A 15,301-nucleotide genomic window follows, 5' to 3' on the forward strand; every position below is an offset into this window, starting at 1 on the left:
GCTTCCGTCGCCTGGTTCGCCGGCTGGGCTTGCGCCATCTCTGGACCAGGCCCTATACCCCACGTACCAACGGCAAAGCCGAACGCTTCATCCAGACCAGCCTGCGCGAGTGGGCATACGCCCGCAGCTATGAGAGTTCCGAGCAACGCGCCGCTCACCTGCTGCCGTGGCTGCACCACTACAACTGGCACAGACCACACGCCAGCCTTGGCTACAACCCACCCATCAGCCGCGTACCACTTCCACTGAACAACGTACTGGGTTTACACAGCTAGACCGCGGATGTAGGCGGCGGCGTCGTTGATCTGCTTGCGGCTCAGGGCATCGGCATCCGCCGGCGCCGCGACCTTGTCGGCCTTCCCGGCCTCCTTGCCGGTGCCCGGCTTGGTGGGCCTGTCCGGACGCTCCGGCGGCGAACCAGGCAGGCCACCGATCTGCACCGGGGTGGCGGCGCCCAGGTTGGTGCCCGGGGCCATGGCCGCCACGTGGCTGGCGTAGAGGATGTAGGTGCCGGCGCTGGCGGCCCGCGCACCACCGGGGGAAACGTAGGTGGCCACCGGCACCTGGCTGGCGAGGATCGCCTTGATGATCTCGCGCATCGAGGTATCGAGGCCGCCCGGGGTGTCCAGGCGGATCACCACCAGTTGGGCGCCGTCCTCCGCGGCATGGGCCAGGCCGCGGACCAGGTAGTCGGCGCTGGCCGGCCCTATGGCCCCCTCCACCGCCAGCACCACCACAGGACCGTCCGCCCGCACGCCACTCGCCAGGCTGCCAAGCAGCAGGAGCAATGCGCAGCACAGGGCTCTTGCCTTCATCTCTCCTCCCGGGACACTTCCCGCCTCGTCGTGCGAAGGCCGGCCCCCACAAGGATAGTCGAGCGGCACCGGTGAACCCGGCCACGGACTCCGCGCATGTTTTTTGCTTCGCCCACAGGCGATAATTGCCCCTCAGCTTCCCGCCCAGGCAGGCCCATGCTCAGCCGCGACCTCCTCCAGTCCCTGCGTCGTCTCTGGTTCCAGGACAAGTTCAGCTACAGCCTGCGGGTGTTCGTCGCCCTGGCCGGCGCCACCGTGCTGGGCTGGTGGCGTGGCGAACCGGCGCTGATGATCCCGCTGTTCCTCGGCATCATCGCCAGCGCCCTGGCGGAGACCGACGACAGCTGGCACGGGCGCCTCAGTGCCCTGCTGGTCACCCTGGCGTGCTTCGCGGTGGCGGCCTTCTCGGTGGAGCTGCTGTTCAGCTACCCTTGGCTGTTCGCCGCCGGCCTGGCCTTCTCCGCCTTCGCCCTGGTGATGCTCGGCGCCCTCGGCGAGCGCTACGCGACCATCGCCTCGGCGACCCTGATCCTGTCGATCTACAGCATGATCGGCGTCGACCAGCGCGACGGCGCGGTGGAGAACCTCTGGCGCGAGCCGCTGCTGCTGGTCGCCGGGGCCGCCTGGTACGGCCTGCTGTCGGTGCTCTGGCACGCGCTATTCGCCCACCAGCCGGTGCAGCACAGCCTGGCCCGGGTGTACCGCGAACTGGGCCTGTACCTGAAGCTCAAGGCGCAGTTGCTGGAGCCGGTGCGCGGCCTGGACGTCGAGGCGCGGCGCCTGGAGGTGGCGCGTCAGAACGGCCGCCTGGTGTCGGCGCTGAACGCCGCCAAGGAGACCCTGCTCAACCGCATCGGCAAGTCGCGGCCCGGCGCTCAGGTGAACCGCTACCTGAAGCTGTACTTCATGGCCCAGGACATCCACGAGCGCACCAGCGCCTCGCACTACCCCTACAACGCCCTGGTCGAGACCTTCTTCCACAGCGACGTGCTGTTCCGCTGCCAGCGCCTGCTGACCCTGCAGGCCAACGCCTGCCACGAGCTGGGCGAGGCCATCCAGTACCGTCAGCCGTTCGACTACGGCGCCGACAGCGCCCAGGCCAGCGCCGACCTGCAGGCCTCGCTGGACCACCTGTACGCCCAGAACCGCCCGGAATGGCGTGACCTGCTGCGCGCCCTGCGTGCGCTAGCCGGCAACCTCGCGACCTTGGAGCACCAGCTGGCCGGGGCGGTCAACCCGGATGCCCTGGCCGAGGAGCAGGACACCACCCTGTTCGACCGCTCGCCGCGCAACCTGCGCGACGCCTTCGAGCGCATCCGCCTGCAGCTGACGCCCACCTCGCTGCTGTTCCGCCACGCCCTGCGCATGGCCGTGGCGCTGGTCGCCGGCTACGGCGTGCTGCACGCCATCCACCCCGAGCAGGGCTACTGGATCCTGCTCACCACGGTGTTCGTCTGCCAGCCCAACTACGGTGCCACGCGGATCAAGCTGGTGCAGCGGATCGGCGGCACTCTGCTTGGCCTCGGCGCCGGTTGGGCGCTGTTCGACCTGTTCCCCGAACCGCTGCTGCAGTCGCTGTTCGCGGTGTGCGCCGGGGTGGTGTTCTTCGCCACCCGCGCCAGCCGCTACACCCTGGCCACCGCGGCCATCACCCTGATGGTGCTGTTCTGCTTCAACCAGGTGGGGGACGGCTACGGGCTGCTCCTGCCGCGGCTGTTCGACACCCTGGTCGGCAGCCTGATCGCCGCCCTGGCGGTGTTCCTCATCCTCCCCGACTGGCAGGGCCGGCGCCTCGACGCGGTACTGGCCAACACCCTGAACTGCAACGCCCGCTACCTGCGCGAGATCATGCGCCAGTACGAGACCGGCAAGCGCGACGACCTGGCCTACCGGCTGGCCCGGCGCAACGCCCACAACGCCGACGCGGCGCTGTCCACCACCCTCGGCAACATGCTTCTCGAGCCCGGACACTTCCGCAAGGATGCGGAGACCGGCTTCCGCTTCCTGCTGCTCTCTCACACCCTGCTCGGCTACCTCTCGGCCCTCGGCGCGCACCGCGAGACGCTGCCCGAGGACGCCAGCGACGCCCTCCTGGACAGCGCCGCCGAGCGCCTGGCGGCGACCCTCGAGGAGCTGGCCCGCAGCCTGCAGAGCGGCACCCCGGTGGCGGTGCACTCCGACGCCGAGGAGGCGCTGGCCCGCCAGCTGGAGCAGTTGCCCGAGGATCTGGACGATGGCCACCGTCTGGTGCAGACCGAGCTGGCGCTGATCTGCCGGCAGCTGGCGCCGCTGCGCAGCCTGGTCGCCCACGTGCAGAAGCGCAGCTGATCCGGCAACGAAAAAGCCCCGCTCGAGGCGGGGCTTCTTGCTGGCTTGCGGGATGGCCTCAGGCGGCGTCGCCGGTCGGCTGCACGGCACCGCCCTTCTCGCCCAGCCGGCGGGTGTGGTAGAGCACCACCAGGAAGACCAGGAAGGCCGGGCCGACGAACAGGGCGATGCGGGTGTCCTCGAAGAACGCCATCAGCACCACCACCAGAGCCAGGAAGGCCAGCGCCAGGTAGTTGCTCAGCGGGTACAGCCACATGCGGAACTGCAGGCCGGCCACCTGCTCGGCGGTCAGCCGGCGGCGGAAGCGCATCTGCGCGACGAGGATCATGCCCCAGGTCCAGATGGCGCCGAAGGTAGCGATCGAGGTCACCCAGACGAACACCTTCTCCGGCGCCAGGTAGTTCAGCACCACGCCCACCAGCAGGGCGCCGATGCACAGCAGCAGGGCGTTGCGCGGCACGCCGTTCTTCGAGGTACGGGCGAAGGTCTGCGGTGCCTGGCCGTCCTTCGCCAGGCTATAGAGCATGCGCCCGGTGCTGAAGATGCCGCCGTTGCAGGAGGACAGCGCGGCGGTGATCACCACGAAGTTGATGATCCCGGCGGCGGTCTTGATGCCGAGGCGCTCGAAGGTCATCACGAAGGGGCTGCCCTGGGTGCCAATCTCGTTCCACGGGTAGATGGACATGATCACGAACAGGGCGCCGACGTAGAACAGCAGAATGCGCCAGAACACCGAATTGATGGCACCAGGAATGCTCTTCTGCGGGTTCTTCGCCTCGCCGGCAGTCAGCCCGATCATCTCCACACCGAGGTAGGCGAACATCACCATGGAGAGCGACATCAGCACCCCGGTGATGCCGTTGGGCATGAAGCCACCGTGGCTCCAGAGGTTGGCGATGCCGGTGGCGACCCCGTCGTTGCCCAGGCCGAAGCAGATCATCCCGGCGCCGGCGAGAATCATGGCGATGATGGTGACGATCTTGATCAGCGCGAACCAGAACTCGAACTCGCCGAAGGCCTTGACGGTCGCCAGGTTGACCGCGCCCATGCTGGCCAACGCGGCCAGCGCCCAGATCCAGCGCGGCACCTCGGGGAACCAGACCTGCATGTAGATGGCCACCGCGGTGATTTCCGCCACGCAGGTCACCAGCCAGAGGAACCAATAGTTCCAGCCGGTGAGGAAGCCCGCCAGGGGCCCCAGGTATTCCTTGGCGTAGTGGCTGAAGGAGCCGGCCACCGGCTCGTGCACGGCCATCTCGCCGAGGGCGCGCATGATCACCAGGATCGCCAGGCCGCCGAGGATGTAGGAGAGCATGATCGCCGGGCCGGCCATCTGAATGGCCTTGGCGGAACCGAGGAAGAGACCGACGCCGATGCAGGCGCCGAGGGCCATGAGCCGAATGTGCCGTTCGCCCAGCCCGCGCTGGAGTTCGTCTTTCTGGGACATCGTTAACCTTTTATTGTTGTAAAGGTCCAAGCCGGCCCGGGAGGGTAACCCGGGCGGCACCACGCCCTCGGCCACCGGTGGGCGGCCTCGGGATCCGGAGGCTTCAGGGGAGTCCTGAGTGATCGGGCGTTTTAATGAGGGTGCGCGCCGGGGGCAACCAATGACGCGACATCGCCGTTCAAAACGGTGAAATATCCTGTAACGAGCGTCCTACTCAGGAAAACTCCCTGCATCCGATGCTGAGGAACGGAAAGCTCGCTGGCCGGGCCTCAGGCGTCCAGCTCGCGCCAGGTCAGGTACAGGCGCAGGTCGAATTCCAGCTGGTGGTAGTCCGGCAGCATGTGCTGGCAGAGCTGGTAGAAGGCCTTGTTGTGCTCGGCCTCTCGCAGGTGGGCCAGCTCGTGGACCACGATCATGCGCAGGAACTCCGGGGCCGTGTCCTTGAACAGCGCGGCGACGCGGATCTCCTTCTTGGCCTTGAGCCGCCCGCCCTGCACCCGGCTGACCGAGCTGTTCAGGCCCAGGGCGCGGTGGGTGAGGTCCAGGCGGTTGTCGTAGAGCACCTTGTCGATGCCCGGCGCGCTGCGCAGGTGTTCCTGCTTGAGGGCCATGACGTAGGCGTACAGGGCCTTGTCGCTCTGCACCTGGTGGCGGTCGGGGTAGCGCTGCTCGAGGTACTCGCCCAGGCGCCCGGCGTCGATCAGCCGGCGCACCTGCTCCTGCAGATGGGACGGATAGGCCTGGAGATACTTGAGGGACTGGGTCATGGGCAGGCTCGCGGACAGCGGGGCGCTGCCCCGGCGGCAGCGCCCCCTAGCCTACCCGAGTCGCGGCCGGCCGGGCACGCCTCAGGCGCGCAGCCACTCCGCCAGGCGCTGCAGCAGGGCGTCGCAGCGCTCCAGCTGTTCCAGGGTGACGAACTCGTCGGGCTTGTGGCCCTGGTCCATGCTGCCCGGGCCGCAGACCACGGTGGCGATGCCGGCCTGGTCGAACAGCCCACCCTCGGTGCCGAAGGCCACGGTGGAGAAGTCCCGGGAAGCGCAGAGCAACGCCAGCAGCTCGGCTGCCGGGCTGTCCGCCGGGGTGAGCAGGCCGGGGTAGGCGGACAGCGGGGTGAAGCGGATGCCGGTGTCCGCGCGCACCGCGCGCATCTGCGGCAGCAGCTCGCGCTCGGCGTAATCGCGCAGCTCCGCCGCCACCTGCTGCGGGTCGTCGGAGGGCAGCGCGCGCACCTCGAAGTCGAAGCGGCATTCGGCAGGAACGATGTTCAGCGCCCGGCCGCCGCTGATCATCCCGGTCTGCACCGTGGAATAGGGCGGATCGAAGCGCGCATCGTGACGCTCCGGGGCGGCCAGCCGCGCGCCGATCTCGCCAAGGCGGCCGATCAGCCGCGCGGCGTACTCGATGGCGTTGACCCCCTGGGGCGCGTAGGCCGAGTGGCAGGCGGCGCCGTGCACCTCGCAGCGCATCGCCAGCTTGCCCTTGTGGCCGAGCACCGGGCGCATCTCGGTGGGCTCGCCGATCAGGCAGATGTCCGGGCGGTCCGGACGCTGTTCGAGGGCCGCCACCAGGCTGCGCACGCCCAGGCAGCCGACCTCCTCGTCGTAGGAGATGGCCAGATGCAGCGGCAGGCACAGCGGCTGCTTCAGGAAGCGCGGCAGGCTGGCCAGCACGCAGGCGATGTAGCCCTTCATGTCGGCGGTACCGCGCCCGTACAGGCGGCCGTCGCGCTCGGTGAGCGTGAACGGCGGCACCGTCCACGGCTGGCCGTCCACCGGTACCACGTCGCTGTGTCCGGAGAGCATCACCCCGCCGGGACCGTCCGGACCGAGGCGCGCGTAGAGGTTGGCCTTGCTGCGGTCCTCGTTGAACAGCAGCTCGCTGGCGATGCCGAGCCCGTCCAGGTAGGCGCGCACGTACTCTATCAGCGCCAGGTTGGACTCGCGGCTGGTGGTGTCGAAGGCGATCAGGTCGGCGAGGATCTCGCGGCTGCTGCGCATCGGGCATCTCCACACAAGAAAAGGCGGGAGGGACCGCCGGGGCGGTACCTCCCGCAAGGGTAGACCGGCGTACCGCGGGGGCATGGACGCCGGCAAGGGGTTACTCGTCTCCCGGTACGCCGTAGCTCGGCGCCTTGGTGGGGTCGAGGGCACGGGTGATGTAGTCCTGCATCTGCGGCCGGTAGGCCTGCCAGAGGCGGTCCAGCTCGCCGATCGGGTCCTCGTCGGCCCAGTCGACGCGCAGATCGACGATCGGCCAGACCAGCTCGCTGACCACCGAGAGCGCCGCCGAGTGCACCGGACCGGCCTCGCCACCGGCGGCCATTGCGGCATGCATGGCTGCCAGCAGGCGGTCGGGCAGGTCGCCGTCGGTCTGCTCGAAGGCCTGCACCATGGCCTCGATCACCTGGGTGGAGGCCAACAGGTTGCCGGCCGCCACGCACTGCTCGCCGGCCACCGCGTGGTGCACGCCGAGTGCCTGGGCGCCGCTGAACAGCGCAGTGGCGCCGTGCTGGTCGATCACCGTGACCTGCCGGTACTGGCTGTAGCCGTTGCTGGCCAGCGCCTTGTCCAGCGCCTCCACCGGGCTCTGGCCGGCCTCCAGCAGGTCGAGGATCTGCGGGCCGAGGGCCGGCAGGGTGACGTTCTGGGTGGCCACCGCGCCGACCCCGGCCCGCAGCCAGGGGCAGCGGGCGCCGACGGCGATGCTCGACGAGCTGATGGCGATGCCGAGCTGGCCGGTTTCGGCACAGCGGCCAACGATGGAGAAGGTCATGGGCCGCTCCTTACTTCTGCCAGTCGTCCGGGATCACCGCGATCACGTCGATTTCCATCAGCCACTCCGGCTGGCCGAGGGCGGACACCACCAGGCCGGTGGAGATCGGGAAGACGCCCTTCAGCCACTTGCCGACTTCCTGGTAGACCGGCTCGCGGTAGCGCGGGTCGACGATGTAGGTGGTGGTCTTGACGATGTGCGACAGGTCGCTGCCGGCCTCTTCCAGTAGCTGCTTGACGTTCTTCATCGCCTGCTCGGCCTGGGCGCGGGGGTCGCCCAGGCCGACCAGCCGGCCTTCGAAGTCGGTGCCGACCTGGCCGCGCACATAGACGGTGTTGCCGGCGCGCACGGCCTGGCAGAGGTCGTTGTTCAAGGACTGGTTCGGGTAGGTGTCCTTGGTGTTGAACATGCGGATACGGGTATGGGTAGGCATCAGCGGGCTCCCAGGGTACTGACTTTGGCGTTCGGTTCGATGGCGGTTTCCGCCTGGCGCTGCGCGGCGTCGCGATAGGCTTGGTACTTGCGCTGCGTGGCGATGTGGTCGGCGATGTGCTTGGCGTCGTGCCAGACCCCCCAGATGAACGAGGAGCCGCGGCGCGACAGCCAGGGCAGGCCGAGGAAATAGATGCCCGGCTCGCTGGAAACACCGCGCTGGTGCTTGGGCTTGCCGTTGGCGTCGAAGGCATTGACCTGCAGCCAGCTGAAGTCCACGGCGTAGCCGGTGGCCCAGATGATGGTGGTGACGCCGGCCTCGGCCAGGTTCAGCTCGAGGATCGGGTTGCTCACGCACTCCGGCTCCGGCAGACGCTTGCGGGCTTCCGGCTCTTCCGGCAGGTCCAGGCCGTTGCGGGCGATGTAGGCGTCGGCCGCATCCAGCAGGGCCAGGTAGTTCTCGTCGCCGCGGGCCAGGTTGTCGGCCAGGTCGGCCTGGAAGGTCGCCACGCCGTCGGCGAAGCCCTTGGTCAGGCCGACCAGGGTAATGCCCTGGTGGGCCAGCTCGCGGAAGTCGATGGTGCGGCCGCCGTGGGCGCCGCTCACCGCGATGGTCACGTGCTCGCGGCCGGGACGGGGGATCTCCGCATCCCACTCGCCGAGCACGCCGAGCCACCAACAGAAGTCGCGGCCACGGTAGGAGCGCGGTGGACGGTCATGGGCACCGACCGACAGATAGACCTGGCGACCGGCGCGGTTCAGTTCGTCGGCGATCTGCACGCCCGAGGAACCGGCTCCGACTACCAGCACGGCGCCTTCCGGCAGCTGCTGCGGGTTGCGGTAGTCGGCGGAGTGCAGCTGGGTGAGGCGCTCGTCATGCGGGGCGATAGCCGGGATCACCGGACGCTGGAAGGGGCCGGTGGCGGCCACCACGCGGTTGGCCTCGAACACTCCCGCGGAGGTCTCCACGGTGAAGCCCGGACGGCCGCTGTTGCGCACCACCTTCTTGACCTCCACGCCGGTGCGGATCGGCGCGTTGATCTTGCGGGCATAGGCCTCGAAGTACTCGGCAACCATGTCCTTCGGCGCGAAGGCGTCGGGGTCGATGTTGAATTCCAGGCCCGGGAAACGGTCGTGCCAGGCCGGGCCGTTAGCGACCAAGGAATCCCAGCGGCCGGTACGCCAGGCCTCGGCGATGCGGCTCTTCTCCAGGACCAGATGCGGAACGCCCTGGGCGGTCAGGTGCTCGCTCATGGCCACGCCGGCCTGGCCGGCGCCAACGACAAGCGTATCGATATGGGTAGGTTCAACCGTCCTGTCCGATGGCGTCGGAAAAGCGGTTCGAGTCAGGTCGGTCATCGCTTGCTTCCTCTGAATTCTGACCAGTTGCGGCTTTCGGTGGGGGGTGTCCGCATTCTGTTCAGAGCGAGGAATTCGCGAAATTATGTTTTTTGTAGTTGCTGGCTAGGCAAAAACTGGAGGGCGGCGCAACGCCTGGCCCGGCGGCGCCTGGCGAGGGGAAAAGGAGGTGGCGGGCCACCCGCGGCGGCCCGCGATAGGCGGCGGATCAGTGCAGTTCGCGACCGTGATCCAGGTGCTGATCCACCAGCCACTTGCCGTGGGCGATGGAGGCGCGCTGGGCGTTCTCCAGGTCGGCGAGGAAAGCGCATTGCAGCGGCAGGGGGATGCGCTTGGTGGTACGCCCCTCGGGCGTGGTGATCAGGCAGCCGCCGGCCCAGGGCGTGGGGATGCCCGGATGCTCGATGACGTCGGCGCGGATCCGGTAGTCGCGGTGGACGCAATGCAGATTGATGCTCATGGTTGCACCTCGCGTTTGGCTGTCCCGCCGGGCGTCCTGGTCCGGCGGGCACGACCCGCTGGGGTCGGCTGGGTGTGTTCCAGGTGAAGTCGCGTTGCTTCCTCTGCACTGCCCACCATAGAGCAGTCGCGCCACCCCAGCGGGATCACCCGACGAAGTGCGCCCGACCCGTCATTCGCCGCCGATGGCGAAGTTGGGCAGGCTGTCCACCGGCTGGTTGAACTCGAAGGGGATGGACTCCAGAGCCAGGCCGACGTTGCGCTGGACCACGAAGTGCAGGTGCGGACCGGTGCTGTTGCCGGTGTTGCCGGAGCGCGCCAGGGGCTGGCCGACCGTCACCCGCTGGCCCTCGCTGACCAGCACCGAGCCGCGCTGCAGGTGCAGATAGACGCCCATGGTGCCGTCGTCGTGGAGGATGCGCACGAAGTTGCCGGAAGGGTTAGTGCCGCGCCCGACCTGGTCGTTCTCCACCTTGACCACCACCCCGCTCCGCGCCGCGACGATCGGCGTGCCCTCGGGCATGGCGATGTCCACGGCGTAGCGGCCCTTGGGGGTGAAGTGGCTGTAGCGGCCGTTGGCCCCCTGGGTCAGGCGGAACGGCCCGCCGCGCCAGGGCAGCGGGTAGGCGTAGGGCTGCGGCGCCAGACGCGGATCGCCGAGGGCGTAGCGCAGCTTGGGGGTGTAGCGCAGCGGCTTCGTCGGGTCGCGGGGTGCCAAGGTCGCCAGGCGCATCGAGCTACGCGGCGCCAGCACCCAGCGGATCGGCCGCTCCGGCGCGCCCACCACGTTGTCCAGCTGCTCCAGACGCACCTCGACCTCCACCGGGGCGAACAGGTCGTTGCGCACCAGCAGGGTCTCGCCGGCGTCGTGCCTGCGGGTCTCCAGCTTCACCTCGTTGTCGAGGCGCTCCACCATGCGGTCGCGGAACACGAACACCTGGGCACCGGCCACCGCCTTGTCGGTGTAGGTGACCACGCCGTTGGCGTCGGTGTACTTGTAGATGGTCACTGCCATGCACGGCACGGCCAGGACGAGGCCGCCCAGCAGCAGGAATATGCGCCCTAGCATGATTCCCCCGAGGAAGTTCTTGGCTTGAGGCGAGGGCCTGCCCGGCTCGGGCGGCACCTTCGTTATTCGGTCGTGCGGGCAAGCCTAGCAGCGCCGGTCGGCGAGGGGGAGTCGCCGGTCGTCGGGCTGTGCGCCAGGTCGCGCAATGGCCGCCGGGAGCGGTTCAGGCGCCGGGAACGAAGTGCCGCTGAGCGGTGCCGCGGGCGATCAGCCGGGACAGGTAATCGAGCTTCTGCGGGTCGCGGTCGACGAAGCGGAAGGTCAGTTGCAGCCATTCGCTGTCCGGCTTCGGCTCGTAGGCGGCCACCGCGTGCAGGTAGCCGTTCAGTCGCGCCACCTCGCCGGCGCCCTCGCCCTGCTGGAGGTCGAGCACCGCGCTTTCCAGCACCTGGGGCAGCAGTTCGCCGCGCTTCACCAGCAGTTGGCCTTCCTTGAGACTGAGGCCCTTGACGATGCACGGCAGGTTGCCGCCGGGCAGACGCAGCTGGCCCTGGCTGCGCTTGCCGCTCGCCGGCGCCCTGGCTGCCGGGGCCGCTGGCGCGGCGGGCGCGGCTGCGGGGCTGGGCGCGGCCGACTTGATCACCTCGGCCTTGCCGCCGGTGAGGGCGTTCAGCGAGTCGTTGGCCAAACCGCTGCTTTGCGGCCTGGGCGCCTGCTGGAGGAGCGCCTCGAGCCTGCCGGTGCGGCTCATGGCCTTCTTCACCTTGGTGATCAGCTGTTCGCTGGAGAAGGGCTTGCCGATGTAGTCGGAGACCCCGGCCTGGATGGCCTGCAGCACATTGGCCTTGTCGCCGCGACTGGTGACCATGACGAAGGGCACGGCCTTCAGGGACTCCTGGGCGCGGCACCAGGTGAGCAACTCGAGACCGCTCATTTCCGGCATTTCCCAGTCGCAGAGGATCAGGTCGAAAGCGTCGCGCTCCAGCAGCTGCTGCGCCTTGCGGCCGTTCACCGCCTCTTCGATGCGGATGCCCGGGAACTGCTCGCGCAGGGCCTTCTTGACCAGGTCACGGATGAAGGGCGCATCGTCGACTACCAGAACTGACACTTTGCTCATGAACCACTCCTCGCGAGTGGCGCCAAGCATATCGCCATTTGCTGGCACCCAGCCAGCATCCACCGGAATGGCCGGATGACCGGTCGCAGAGCCTGCGCGTGTCGATCAGCCGGACTGCTTGCCGTCCGCCTCGCCATGCGACGCGCCTGCCGCACGGGCCAGCTTGCGGTGCCGCACGTCGGTGCCACGCACCAGATAGACGACCAGATCGGCGATGTTGCGCACGTGATCGCCGATGCGCTCCAGAGAGCGCAGCGCCCAGATCACGTTGAGCACCCGGGAGATGGAGCGCGGGTCCTCCATCATGTAGGTGACCAGCTCGCGCAGGGCCGTCTTGTACTCGCGGTCGATGGTCCTGTCGTACTGGGCCACCGCGAGGGCCAGGTCGGCGTCGAAGCGGGCAAAGGCGTCCAGCGACTCGCGGACCATCTTGCGCACCTGCTGACCGATGTGGCGTACCTCCACGTAGCCGCGCGGCGACTCGCCTTCCTCGCTGAGCAGGATGGCACGCTTGGCGATCTTGGTGGCCTCGTCGCCGATCCGTTCGAGGTCGATCACCGACTTGGAGATGCTGATGATCAGCCGCAGATCGGAGGCGGCCGGCTGGCGGCGGGCGAGGATGCGCAAGCAGGCCTCGTCGATGGTCAGCTCCATCTGGTTGATCTGGGCGTCGAGCTCGCGGACCTGCTGGGCCAGCCCGGAGTCGGCCTCGATCAGCGCGCTGACCGCGTCGTTGACCTGTTTCTCGACCAGGCCGCCCATCGCCAGGAGATGGCTGCGCAGCTCCTCCAGCTCGGCGTTGAACTGCTGGGAGATGTGCTGGGTGAGATTGTCTTTGCTGATCATGTTGAGCCCTTGCGATTCGAATGTATGCCCGGCCTAGCCCTTGGGAAATCGCCTCGGGCCAGGAGGCGCCACGCAGACGGTACGACTGGTACGGCGCGACGCCGACGGCCCGGCGCGGTTTCACATGGCCAGGCATCAGCCGTAGCGGCCGGTGATGTAGTCCTCGGTCTGCTTCTTCGCCGGGTTGGTGAACAGGGTGTCGGTGTCGCCGAACTCCACCAGCTTGCCCATGTACATGAACGCCGTGTAGTCGGAGACCCGTGCGGCCTGCTGCATGTTGTGGGTGACGATGACGATGGTGTACTTGCTCTTCAGCTCGTAGATCAGCTCCTCCACCTTGAGGGTGGAGATCGGGTCCAGCGCCGAGCAGGGCTCGTCGAGCAGCAGCACCTCCGGCTGCACGGCCACGGTGCGGGCGATCACCAGGCGCTGCTGCTGGCCGCCGGAGAGGCCGAGGGCCGATTCGTGCAGGCGGTCCTTGACCTCGTCCCACAGGGCCGCGCTCTTCAGCGCCCATTCCACCGCCTCGTCGAGCAGGCGCTTCTGGTTGATGCCCTGGATGCGCAGGCCGTAGACCACGTTCTCGTAGATGCTCTTGGGGAACGGGTTGGGCTTCTGGAACACCATGCCGACGCGGCGGCGCAGCTCGGCGACGTCCTCGCCCTTGGCGTAGATGTTGCGGCCGTCGAGGCGGATCTCGCCGTCTACCCGGCAGCCGTCCACCAGGTCGTTCATGCGGTTGAAGCAGCGCAGCAGGGTCGACTTGCCGCAGCCGGAGGGGCCGATGAAGGCGGTTACCCGCTGCTTGGGAATGTTCATGCGCACGTCGAAGAGCGCCTGCTTGTCGCCGTAGTAGAGGTTCAGACCGGGCACCTCGAGGGCCACACGCTCCTCGGCCAGGCTCAGGCCCTGCTTGCTGCGGCCGAGGACCGCCATGTCCAAGCCGTGGGTGGTTTGGGGTTGTTGCATAGACTCTCTCCGTCGCCGGCGGACCACGGCCCGCCGTCAGTGTTCCAGGGCCTTGTACTTCTCGCGCAGGTGGTTGCGGATGTACACGGCGCTCAGGTTGAGCAGGGCGATCACCACCACCAGCAGCAGCGCGGTGGCGTACACCAGCGGCCGCGCGGCCTCGACGTTGGGGCTCTGGAAGCCGACGTCGTAGATGTGGAAGCCCAGGTGCATGATCTTCTGGTCCAGGTGCAGGTAGGGGTAGTTGGCGTCCAGCGGCAGGCTCGGCGCCAGCTTCACCACGCCGACCAGCATCAGCGGTGCCACCTCCCCGGCGGCTCGCGCCACGGCGAGGATCAGGCCGGTCATCATTGCCGGGCTGGCCATGGGGATGACCACCCTCCAGAGGGTCTCGATCTTGGTCGCGCCGAGAGCCAGGGAACCTTCGCGCACCGCCCGGGGGATCCGCGCCAGGCCCTCCTCGGTGGCGACGATGACCACCGGCAGGGTGAGGATCGCCAGGGTCAGCGAGGCCCACAGCAGCCCCGGGGTGCCGAAGGTCGGCGCCGGCGCCGCCTCGGGAAAGAAAAGCCGGTCGAGAGAGCCGCCCAGCACGTAGACGAAGAAGCCCAGGCCGAACACCCCGTAGACGATGGAAGGCACCCCGGCGAGGTTGTTCACCGCGATGCGGATCACCCGGGTCAGCGGCCCCTGCCTGGCGTACTCGCGCAGGTAGACCGCGGCCACCACGCCGAACGGGGTGACGATCACCGCCATGATGATCACCATGATCACGGTGCCGAAGATGGCCGGGAAGATGCCGCCCTCGGTGTTCGCCTCGCGCGGCTCGTCGCTGACGAACTCCCACAGCTTGCCGGCATAGAAGCCCAGCTTGTCGAGGGTCGACATGGCGTTGGGGCGGTAGGCGCGCACCACCTTGCCGAGGCCGATCTCGCGCTCGCGGCCGTCGCTGGCGCGCAGGGTGATGCTGTCGCGGTCGACTTGGCGGCGCAGCTCGCCGAGCTGCCGCTCCAGCGCCTGGTAGCGGGCGCCCAGCTCAGCGCGCTCGGCTTCCAGATCGGCCTGGGCGGCGGCATCCAGCCGGCCGTCCAGCTCCAGCTTGCGGGCCTTCAGGCGCAGGCGCTCGAGGCCGTGGTTGATGGCGCCGATGTCGCGCCGCTGCAGACGTTCGAGCCGCGCCTGCAGCCGGTTGGCCCGTTCGAGCCGCTCCTGCAGCTCGGCCCAGGCCGCGGCGCCGCTGGCCACTACCTGACCGTCCTGCTTGACGTTGACCAGGTAGCCGTAGAAGTTGCCCCACTCGCGACGCTCGACCACCAGCACCTCGTCCGGTGTGCGCGGGTTGGCCAGCCACTCGCCGACCACCCAGGCGAAGTCGCTGCCGAACAGGTCGCGGTTGCCCACCTTGAGCAGCTCGCGGGTCATGAACTCGCCGCCAGCCGCGGCCACCGGCAGGCCGGAGGCCAGCAGCCGGGCGCGCGGCACCTCCTCGACCTCGACCACCTCGCCGAGCAGCACCCGGGGTTCCTGGCCGGGGATGCGATAGTCGCTCTCCAGCACATCGGCTGGCCAGAAGTGGCCGAGGCCGCGCACGGCGATCACCGCCAGCAGGCCGAGGGTCATGATGATGGCGATGGCCACCGCCCCGCCGCTCATCCACACCCCGGGGGCGCCGCTCTTGATCCAACTCTTCAGGTCGTTTCGTTTCACGCTCTCATTCCTTCACGGGCAGCGCCGGGACCTCCCCT

At 68.6% G+C, this 15,301-nt stretch carries 14 protein-coding genes and 1 pseudogene; 2 read left to right on the forward strand and 13 right to left on the reverse strand.

All coding sequences use genetic code 11. From position 1 onward, the window contains the following. Positions 1–275, forward strand: a 275-nt coding sequence (locus H165_RS0106100; RefSeq protein WP_017938025.1) for an integrase core domain-containing protein, incomplete at its 5' end; no start/stop codon positions are given. Here H165_RS0106100 and H165_RS0106105 read toward each other — a convergent pair. Next, positions 270–815 (reverse strand): annotated as a pseudogene (locus H165_RS0106105) (Clp protease/crotonase-like domain-containing protein); the annotation flags it as partial. The gene H165_RS0106100 and the pseudogene H165_RS0106105 overlap by 6 nt on opposite strands. 156 nt (positions 816–971) lie before the next feature. On the opposite strand from H165_RS0106105, the gene yccS reads away from it, so the two are divergent. Next, complete coding sequence (gene yccS / locus H165_RS0106110; protein ID WP_017938027.1) at positions 972–3,143, forward strand: YccS family putative transporter; 2,172 nt, start codon at positions 972–974, stop codon at positions 3,141–3,143. A gap of 58 nt (positions 3,144–3,201) precedes the next feature. Here yccS and H165_RS0106115 read toward each other — a convergent pair whose 3' ends face one another. From H165_RS0106115 to pstA, 12 genes are all read right to left on the reverse strand, one after another. Continuing rightward, complete coding sequence (locus H165_RS0106115) at positions 3,202–4,590, reverse strand: amino acid permease (RefSeq protein ID WP_017938028.1); 1,389 nt, start codon at positions 4,588–4,590, stop codon at positions 3,202–3,204. 269 nt (positions 4,591–4,859) lie between these two features. Next, positions 4,860–5,357, reverse strand: a complete 498-nt coding sequence (locus H165_RS0106120) for a M48 metallopeptidase family protein (protein ID WP_017938029.1) — start codon at positions 5,355–5,357, stop codon at positions 4,860–4,862. A gap of 81 nt (positions 5,358–5,438) precedes the next feature. Then, the gene (gene argE / locus H165_RS0106125) at positions 5,439–6,590 is read right to left on the reverse strand and encodes an acetylornithine deacetylase (protein ID WP_017938030.1); all 1,152 of its coding nucleotides are present in this window, start codon (positions 6,588–6,590) and stop codon (positions 5,439–5,441) included. Positions 6,591–6,690: 100 nt separating this feature from the next. Next, on the reverse strand, positions 6,691–7,365 hold the full coding sequence (locus H165_RS0106130) for a DUF1028 domain-containing protein (RefSeq protein ID WP_017938031.1): 675 nt from the start codon (positions 7,363–7,365) through the stop codon (positions 6,691–6,693). 10 nt (positions 7,366–7,375) lie between these two features. Further along, complete coding sequence (locus H165_RS0106135; protein ID WP_017938032.1) at positions 7,376–7,798, reverse strand: RidA family protein; 423 nt, start codon at positions 7,796–7,798, stop codon at positions 7,376–7,378. Next, a complete protein-coding gene (locus H165_RS18420) occupies positions 7,798–9,156 on the reverse strand; it encodes a flavin-containing monooxygenase (protein ID WP_051059488.1) in 1,359 nt (452 codons plus the stop codon). Before H165_RS18420 ends, H165_RS0106135 begins: the two co-directional genes overlap by 1 nt. A 208-nt stretch (positions 9,157–9,364) precedes the next feature. Further along, complete coding sequence (locus H165_RS0106145) at positions 9,365–9,616, reverse strand: hypothetical protein (protein ID WP_017938034.1); 252 nt, start codon at positions 9,614–9,616, stop codon at positions 9,365–9,367. 171 nt (positions 9,617–9,787) lie between these two features. Next, positions 9,788–10,684 (reverse strand): peptidoglycan DD-metalloendopeptidase family protein, encoded by an 897-nt coding sequence (locus H165_RS0106150; protein WP_017938035.1) that lies wholly within the window; start codon positions 10,682–10,684, stop codon positions 9,788–9,790. Between the two features lie 163 nt (positions 10,685–10,847). Beyond that, complete coding sequence (locus H165_RS0106155) at positions 10,848–11,741, reverse strand: response regulator (protein ID WP_017938036.1); 894 nt, start codon at positions 11,739–11,741, stop codon at positions 10,848–10,850. Between the two features lie 105 nt (positions 11,742–11,846). Continuing rightward, on the reverse strand, positions 11,847–12,587 hold the full coding sequence (gene phoU / locus H165_RS0106160; RefSeq protein ID WP_017938037.1) for a phosphate signaling complex protein PhoU: 741 nt from the start codon (positions 12,585–12,587) through the stop codon (positions 11,847–11,849). A 135-nt stretch (positions 12,588–12,722) separates the two neighbouring features. Then, a complete protein-coding gene (pstB, locus tag H165_RS0106165) occupies positions 12,723–13,556 on the reverse strand; it encodes a phosphate ABC transporter ATP-binding protein PstB (protein WP_017938038.1) in 834 nt (277 codons plus the stop codon). 36 nt (positions 13,557–13,592) lie between these two features. Further along, a complete protein-coding gene (pstA, locus tag H165_RS0106170; RefSeq protein ID WP_017938039.1) occupies positions 13,593–15,263 on the reverse strand; it encodes a phosphate ABC transporter permease PstA in 1,671 nt (556 codons plus the stop codon). Positions 15,264–15,301 lie beyond the last annotated feature (38 nt).

Source organism: Pseudomonas thermotolerans DSM 14292 (genome assembly GCF_000364625.1).
Classification (GTDB): Bacteria; Pseudomonadota; Gammaproteobacteria; order Pseudomonadales; family Pseudomonadaceae; genus Aquipseudomonas; species Aquipseudomonas thermotolerans.